This is a genomic window from Shewanella sp. N2AIL (genome assembly GCF_022690845.1).
Lineage (GTDB): Bacteria > Pseudomonadota > Gammaproteobacteria > Enterobacterales > Shewanellaceae > Shewanella > Shewanella baltica.
In genome coordinates this window covers 19846-28640 of the sequence record NZ_JALBYT010000046.1, presented here as the reverse complement: position 1 = coordinate 28640, position 8795 = coordinate 19846, and the positions used below count along the sequence as shown (strand labels likewise).

The 8795-nt window shown below is 45.5% G+C and carries 3 protein-coding genes; all 3 read left to right on the top strand.

The annotated features are described in order from the left end of the window. The coding region (locus MO387_RS19625) for a VCBS domain-containing protein (protein ID WP_242326465.1) at positions 1–5144 on the top strand (5144 nt) is incomplete at its 5' end. A 91-nt stretch (positions 5145–5235) separates the two neighbouring features. Then, the gene (locus MO387_RS19620) at positions 5236–7413 is read left to right on the top strand and encodes a type I secretion system permease/ATPase (protein ID WP_107946339.1); all 2178 of its coding nucleotides are present in this window, start codon (positions 5236–5238) and stop codon (positions 7411–7413) included. Continuing rightward, entirely contained in the window at positions 7410–8792 is a 1383-nt protein-coding gene (locus MO387_RS19615) for an HlyD family type I secretion periplasmic adaptor subunit (protein ID WP_063884674.1), read from the top strand. Before MO387_RS19620 ends, MO387_RS19615 begins: the two co-directional genes overlap by 4 nt. Positions 8793–8795: the final 3 nt, after the last annotated feature.

The window sequence follows — 8795 nt, the reverse complement described above, 5'->3', positions numbered from 1 at the left end:
AATATCTGGCTGAAGGCGAAACCAAGGTCGAAACCTTTGTGGTGTTGAGCCAAGACGGCACTGAGCACACGGTCACCATCACCATTACCGGCACCAACGATGTGCCTGTGATTGCTGGTGACGATGTCGGCGCGGTCACTGAAGATGCCACCGATCCAGTTCTGACTGACAGCGGCACCTTAACCATTACCGATGCCGACAGCGGCCAGGCGGTATTCCAAGCGGGCAACGGCACTCCAAGTGTTGGCGCGCTCGGCAGCCTGACTATCGATGCGGCGGGCAACTGGACTTACAACGTCGATAACGCCGACGTGCAATATCTGGCTGAAGGCGAAACCAAGGTCGAAACCTTTGTGGTGTTGAGCCAAGACGGCACTGAGCACACGGTCACCATCACCATTACCGGTACCAACGATGTGCCTGTGATTAATTCTGCATCAAATGCTACGGTATCTGAAGAGGGGCTACTTAACGGTATAATTGATGTTATTGGTAATTCTGATACTACAGATGATGTTTCGGCTAGCGGCACAATAAATATCAATGATATTGATAGTGATTCTTTAACTGTGTCACTGTCTGGACCTACAGGATTATTATCTGGTGGCCAAGCAATTCAATGGAGTTGGGATCCTGTCACGCAAATTTTAACGGGTTATATTGGTACTGCAGGTGAGGCTTCATATACCGAAATTATGACTGCAACACTGACGCCACCAGTTACTGGTAGTTCAGGAAATTGGACCTATGATGTCACGCTAAAAGGTCCTGTCGATCATCCAGATACTGAGACTGAAGACACCTTGTCAGTCAATATCGGTATCAATGTTAATGATGGCCATGGTGGTACATCAACTGGAAGTTTCAATGTCACCATTGAAGATGATGCTCCAGTCATATCACCAATTGCAGCCGTGCAAACCACAACAACAAGCATTCCTGATTCATTGGTGGGCTTATTCTCACTCACAGGTTACAGCGGTAATAATAGTTCATTAGATTTTAATGGATTTACTATCAGTGCAAGAGGATTCACTTCATCAACTGACTCAAATTTAATTGATGCCGAAATCTTTGGTAGCGGTAGCGGGATAGGTGTAAGTAGTGCTGGCGCCCCTTATCATAATCTCGCGAATGAAGTCGATTTCCGTAAATTTGCAGATGGAAGTTCTGCATCTGAAGAAATCATCATTACTCTCGATCCAGGAACTATTGCCTACGGCGTAAATATCCAGTTCTCCCACATGTTTGGTGGCGAACTAGAAGTCGGTGTCGTCGAGTTTTGGCGAGATGGCCAACTTATCGCAACTCAAACATTTAGCTCAGATGCCAGCAGTGGCGACTATGCCGCCAACTTCCAAGCCTTACAAGGCGGTTTTGACACTATGGTCATCAAAGCCCTTGATAATGGCCAAGGCCCAAGTAGCGGTGATAATAGTGACTTCACTGTTACCGCTATTGAGTTTTTAGGCACAACGACTCCACCAGCAATCGCCTTTGCTTCAGGAACAGTAAGCCCTGATTGGGGCGCAGATGGTAAAGGTTCGCTCACATTACAAGGTAGTGATGAAACCAATTTATTCACTGCAACAGGCAGTGCAATTACCATAACCCAAACGGCAAATACGCTGATTGGGGTCGATGCTGCTGGTCACTTGGTATTCAAACTTGAGTTTACCCCAGGTACAGGTCAATGGGACTTCCATCAATATCAAGAGATGTTACAACCTAGCGATGGTGATATTGATTTCAAAGTAAGAGCCACTGATGGAGACGGCGATCATACAGATGGTACTTTCTCTGTTATTCCACAAGTTTATGTTGATACAACGCCACCTTCTGCACCTGAGGTGCGCATCATCGATGATGTAAATGATGACGCGTATTTGACGAGTACTGAGATAGGTAGTAATGGTGTTCAAATACAGGTCAAAATTAATGCTAGTGACTTTAATTCTGGCGGCAGTGTACATCTAGAAATCGATAATGCAGGTAATAACAGTACAGTAGACCTCATTCTTGACAATGGCGTACTGAAATTTAGTAATGGTGCTCTAGCAACAGGTTACACCTATACAAATGGTGTTATTACTTGGACAGAGCCTACTCCGACTGCAGGTCAGGCAATCTCAGTCACCGCCACTCAAACTGATAGTGCGAATAATGAATCAGCTGAAGGCACGGACAATGCTACCGTTATTGATGCGACTGACGATCGTTATACCATCGACGAAGATCAGCAGCTAACGGGTAATGTTCTTACCAATGATCAACTCGGCAATCTGAGCATCACTAGCTTCAGAGTCATGTATAACGGTATGCAAACCAGTTTTAACGCTGGGCAAACCGTTACCTTGGCCGTGGGTAGCTTATTAATACAAGCTAATGGTGAATTCCAGTTTACTCCAAATGATAACTGGGCTGGCGAAATGCCAAGTGTCACCTACACAACAAATACTGGTTCCACTGCAGCACTTGATATCACTGTCTTACCTATAGCAGATAAGCCTGTCGTTAACGTTATTCTGACTGATAATGGCATACCGCTATACAGTAACTTTAAGACTTCAGGTATCACTACCGAACAATTCCGTACGGGCGATTTTACTACCGCACCATTTAATACTGGTACGCGCACTATTGATAATACTTCCGGACAAGATCAGTTGCTCGGTACTGGGGGGAACGATCATCTTGTCAGCGCAAATGGCGGCGGTGATCTACTCGACGGTATGGATGGTGATGACATACTCGTCGGCAGTGATGCCGTTCAAGGTGACTCTCTCTATGGCGGAACGGGAAATGATGTTCTTGTTGCTGGTCTAGGTAATGACGGGCTCTACGGTGATGCAGGAACAGATATCGCCGTACTTCTTGGCAACCGAGCCGACTACATAATAGAGAAAGGCGCAGGCTACTCTAGCAATGATCGTTGGTTCAACTTCTTTGTAACTGAAAATGGCATCGGTGTTACTAAGGCCCTGCATAATGTTGAGTATGTGCAATTCAAGGATGGCATATACGCGATCAATCAAATCACAGGTGAACTCACATTAGAACAGCCTACAGCTGTAGACTATCCAATCGAAATTAATGTGTCACTTGCGGATCGAGACGGTAGCGAAAGCATCGATAGCATTCAGCTCAGTGGTTTACCCGAAGGCACCTTACTCTACAGCAGTAACGGTACCTTAATGGGGACTGCAGATGCAGACGGTAATATTCTTCTAAATCATGGCAGCGTATGGAACAGTGCATCTTTAGATGTCAATCTGACAGGATTAACATTAAGGGTTCCTGGTGAATATGCAGGTCAAGTCAACCTCGTTGTCGAAGCAGTATCAAGAGAGTCAGGTACAGACCTGACCAATACTGCAACAGATGCAGATAGCGTCATTCTTAGCTACTTCAGTGGTCATGAAGGAGAGCCTGGCGATCAAAATCTTAACTTTGGTAATGAGCACAATATTGTGGTTGGCGACTTGGATGGCAGTATTATTCTGCCAGGCCAAAACTACAATATTGCCTTTATGGTCGATAGCTCAGGCAGTATTAACGCTGATACGCTAGAGACGATGAAATTGCAGTTGGCCCAGGTATTGGAAACCCTCATAGACAGTGCCGGTGGCCCACAAAGCGGCACAGTGAACATCTTCTTGGTTGATTTTGATACTCATGCTAAGGGCAGCATCAGTGTAGATCTTAGTGACCCCAATGCATTGAATATTCTTCAAGAAGCATTAGATGATATGAGCCGCGGCGGCGGTACCAACTATGAGGATGTATTCACTACCACGGCCAACTGGTTCGCCAATGGTGATGCCCAAAATAATAGTGGGGCTACTAATCTTGCTTTCTTTATAACTGACGGCAAACCGACCTACTATAATGCTGATGCGGGTGGTAACCCAAAGGTCTACGACACATGGCCGAACAATAATGATCGTAGCTTGTCACAAGTCATCGGCACTGGCTACGTATTCGGCCAAGTCTATACCGTTAACGGGCATGTAGTGATTGATGAAAATGGTAATGTGTTCCGCGTAGAAGAGGACTTCTACAGCGTGAGCCGGAGCCCTGTTGGAGCAATGCGCCCCGATGCCCAAGGTAACAACCAGTACTATGCTTTGTCTGGTAACGGTAGTGACACCAACACTGATACAGTTACAAATTCCCAAGCTGGCTTTGCATTACTCTCGGGCCTTGGAGTTACGGTTCAAGCCATCGGCATGGGCTCAAACATCAATGAGGCTGACTTATTACCTTATGACACTGATGGTAATGTTCAAACGAATATAGATGCTGATGATCTAGCCGATGCCATTCTTGGTGACCAAGTTAACGCCATTCCAGGCTCAGATCGTTTTGATGGTGGTGCTGGCGACGATGTCATCTTTGGTGACGCGATACACTTTGCCGGTATTAGCGGTCAAGGTTACGCAGCCATTAAAGCCTACGTTGCCGATAAACTCGGTATTAACGAAGCCAGTGATGCACAGGTGCACAGGTATATCAGTGAACATACTGACGAGTTTGACCAATCTGGAACAAACGATAAAGCAGACATCTTATTTGGTGGTGCCGGTAACGACATTCTCTTTGGTCAAGGTGGCAATGATTATTTAGATGGAGGAGCAGGCAAAGATACTCTCTATGGCGGCACAGGCAACGATACCTTGATTGGCGGTGCTGGCAACGATACTCTGATTGGCGGCCTTGGTAATGACGTTCTGCGTGGTGATGGCGGTGCCGATACCTTCGTGTGGCGCTATGCCGATGCCGATAAGGGCACAGACCACATTGTGGACTTCAATGTGAATGAAGATAAGCTCGACCTGAGTGATTTGCTCCAAGGAGAAACGGCTAATACATTAGATGAATATCTCAGCTTTAGATTAGATAATGGCTCTACCGTTATCGATATAGATGCAAATAAAGATGGAGTTATTGATCAACATATTGTGCTTGATGGGGTTGACCTCTATAGCCAATATGGTGCGACTGATAATGCGGGTATTATTAACGGTCTACTTGGTACCAATGGAAATGGTTCGTTAATTGTTGATACTCAGCCAGTCACACCAGAACCTGTACAAGGAATTGCGCCACTGGACACTAATCCACACCATAATATCATTCCTTAAATAAAATCAGTTCAGATGGCCTATAGAAATATAGGCCATCATGACCGATACTTGCCATAACCATATAAAAATCCAAAGGATAAGTAATTAGGTGTCAGCTGCAGCTTCTGAAAAAATTGACCAATGGACCATTTCAGCCTCGCAAAGAGTCTTAGTGGATCCGCTGCTGGATTGTTTAGTGTTACTCACTGAGCATTTTGGCAACCCATGCTCATGCGACTCGCTTGCGGCAGGTTTACCTTTGTCAGGTGCGGTATTAACACCCGATTTATTACCTCAGGCCGCGTCGAGGGCCGGCCTAGCGGCGAAGTTATCTCGAAAAGGCTTAAACGAAGTATCACCGATATTGCTTCCCTGTATTTTGTTATTAAAAGACAAGAAAGCCTGCATATTGCGTGAACTTGATGTTGAGTCAGATAAAGCGATTATTCAATTACCCGAGACAGGTGGTGAAGAGACGCTAACCATTGAGTCGCTCGAAGCCTTATATGTGGGATATTTATTCTTAGTTAAACAAGAATACCGTGGTGACATGGGCTTTGATGTTTATCTACATGATAATAAAACCCACTGGCTAGTCCAAACCTTAAAAGATTCTGCCCCCATTTATCGTGATGCATTAATTGCTTCTGTATTAGTGAATTTGTTCGCCTTAGTCTCGCCGTTATTTATTATGAACGTGTATGACAAAGTCGTGCCCAACCTTGCCTTTGAGTCCCTGTGGGTGTTAGCGATTGGTGCTTCTATTGCGTATCTGTTTGATCTTGTCATGCGCCAACTCAGAAGCTACCTGATTGATGTAGCAGGTAAAAAAGTAGACATCATAGTATCTTCTCGCCTCTTTGCAAAAGCGATTGGTATCCCCTTAGAAAAACGCTCCCCCAGTATTGGCGGTATGGCAAAACAATTAGGCGAATTCGATAACATACGTGAAATTTTAACCTCGGCGACGATCACAACTTTAGTCGATCTGCCCTTTGCGGTATTTTTCTTAATTATTATCTACATCGTTGCCGGCGATCTCGCCATTGTTCCAGTGATCGGTGGCGTCATCATTATTGGCTTTACACTTTATATCCAACCTAAACTCAAAGCCGCTATCGAAGAAGGCAATAAATTTTCAAGCCTGAAACATGGGCATTTAATCGAGAGTTTATCGGCGCTAGAGTCAATCAAAGCCAATGGTGCCGAAGGGATAGTACAAAAAAGCTGGCAACAGATGATAGGCCACAGTGCCAACTGGCAATTAAGGTCAAAAAAGCTATCTAACTCTGTCTCGAACGTGGCTAACTTCACAGTGCAATTTACCGTTGTTTGCGTCGTCATTTTAGGTGTTTATCGCGTGGCCGATAATGCAATCTCTATGGGCGGAATTATTGCAGCCGTTATGTTATCAAGCCGTGCTATTTCACCTATGGCGCAGCTTGCAGGCCTGATGACCAGAGCAAACCACACTGCCAGCGCACTGCGTCAACTTAATGAAATCATGACTCAAGAAGATGAGTTTGAAAATAAAGGGCATTTGGTTAGCAAACAAAGACTAATAGGTAAAATCAATGCTGATCATGTCGGCTTTGCTTACCCTGGTTCAGAAAAACCAGTACTCCATCCAATGTCACTGACCATAAATCCCGGCGAGCGTATTGCAATTATCGGCCGTAATGGCTCAGGTAAAAGTACCCTTGCCAAGTTATTGGTTGGGTTATTTCAACCGACAGCAGGAAGCCTGCGTTATGACGGTTTAGACTCAGCACAGATCCATCCGAGTGATTTACGCCGTAATTTTGGTTATTTGCCCCAAGATGTGACCCTTTTCCACGGTTCGATTCGGGACAATATTTTATTTGGTACACGCCAAGTCACTGAACATCAGCTAATCCGTGCCGTACAACTTTCTGGGGTGAGCCAATTTACCAACCTAGAAGCAGAAGGGTTAGATCAACAGGTCGGTGAAGGCGGCATGTCGCTCAGCCGCGGACAAAGGCAAACCGTTGCCCTTGCCCGCGCCACACTCAATGACCCTCCAGTGCTATTGATGGATGAGCCCACCGCCAGCTTGGATGCGCGCGCAGAACAACAATTTATTCGCTCAATGCAGAATGTCAGCAAAGACAGAACCTTGATTCTTATTACCCATAAGATGCATCTACTGCAGCTTGTTGACCGTATTATCGTACTCGAACGCGGCCATGTGGTCGCCGATGGTCCCAAGGCAGAAGTGTTAGAAAAACTCAATTTTGGCCTCGTGAATGGAGAAGCTAAAAGATGAGTAAAAATTTAACCGCAAATGACTTAGACATGGTTGATGATGTCTACGGCGCCATGATGACGGACGCTCCCAGCGGACACAGGTTAATCATATGGGCACTTGCAGCTATGGTTGTGTGTTTTTTACTGTGGGCAGGTTTTGCTAAATTAGACAAGGTCACCACTGGGACGGGGAAAGTCATCCCCTCATCACAAGTCCAAGTCATCCAGAGTTTAGATGGCGGCATAATGCAAGAACTCTACGTTCAGGAAGGCGAAATGGTGATTAAAGGGCAACCTTTAGTACGTATTGATGATACTCGCTTCCGCTCCGACTATGCTCAACAAGAGCAAGAAGTTTTTGGCTTAAAAACCAATGCTATTCGTATGCGCGCCGAACTCGACAGTATCCTCATATCAGACATGACTTCCGACTGGCGCGAGCAAGTACTCATTACTAAAAAAGCATTGGTATTCCCGGAGAATATTATTGCAGCGGAACCGGCCTTAGTTAAAAGACAACAAGAGGAATACAACGGACGCTTAGATAACTTAAGTAACCAGCTGGAGATCTTGGTACGTCAAATTCAACAAAGACAACAAGAAATTGATGATCTTGCGTCTAAAACAACGACGTTAACCACCAGTATGCAGCTGATCTCCCGTGAGCTTGAACTCACTCGGCCTTTAGCTAAAAAAGGTATCGTGCCTGAAGTTGAATTACTCAAACTCGAACGCACGGTGAACGATTTGCAAGGCGAATTGAATTCAATGCGCCTACTGCGCCCGAAAGTCAAAGCGGCGATGGATGAAGCCATCTTAAAACGCCGTGAAGCCGTATTCGTTTATGCCGCCGATCTACGCGCACAGCTTAATGAAACCCAAACCCGCCTGTCTCGCATGAATGAAGCACAAGTGGGCGCACAGGATAAAGTCAGCAAAGCCATTATCACTTCACCAGTCAATGGCACCATTAAAACCACTCACATCAATACACTAGGCGGCGTTGTGCAACCTGGAGTCGATATTATCGAAATAGTGCCATCGGAAGATCAGTTACTGATTGAAACCAAAATCTTGCCTAAAGATATCGCCTTCTTACACCCAGGATTACCCGCAGTGGTAAAGATTACCGCCTATGACTTTACTCGCTATGGCGGCCTTAAAGGGACAGTTGAACATATCAGTGCCGACACATCCCAAGATGAAGAGGGCAATAGCTATTATTTGATCCGAGTCAGAACTGCAGAATCCAGTTTAACCAAAAACGATGGCACACAGATGCCAATTATCCCGGGAATGTTAACTTCGGTTGACGTTATCACGGGGCAAAGATCCATACTTGAGTACATTTTAAATCCAATTTTAAGGGCTAAGGACACAGCGCTCAGAGAGCACTAAGCC

Bases quoted from the DNA above. Each gene is read 5' to 3' on its own strand.
- MO387_RS19615 (WP_063884674.1), top strand. From the start codon at position 7,410: ATGAGTAAAAATTTAACCGCAAATGACTTAGACATGGTTGATGATGTC.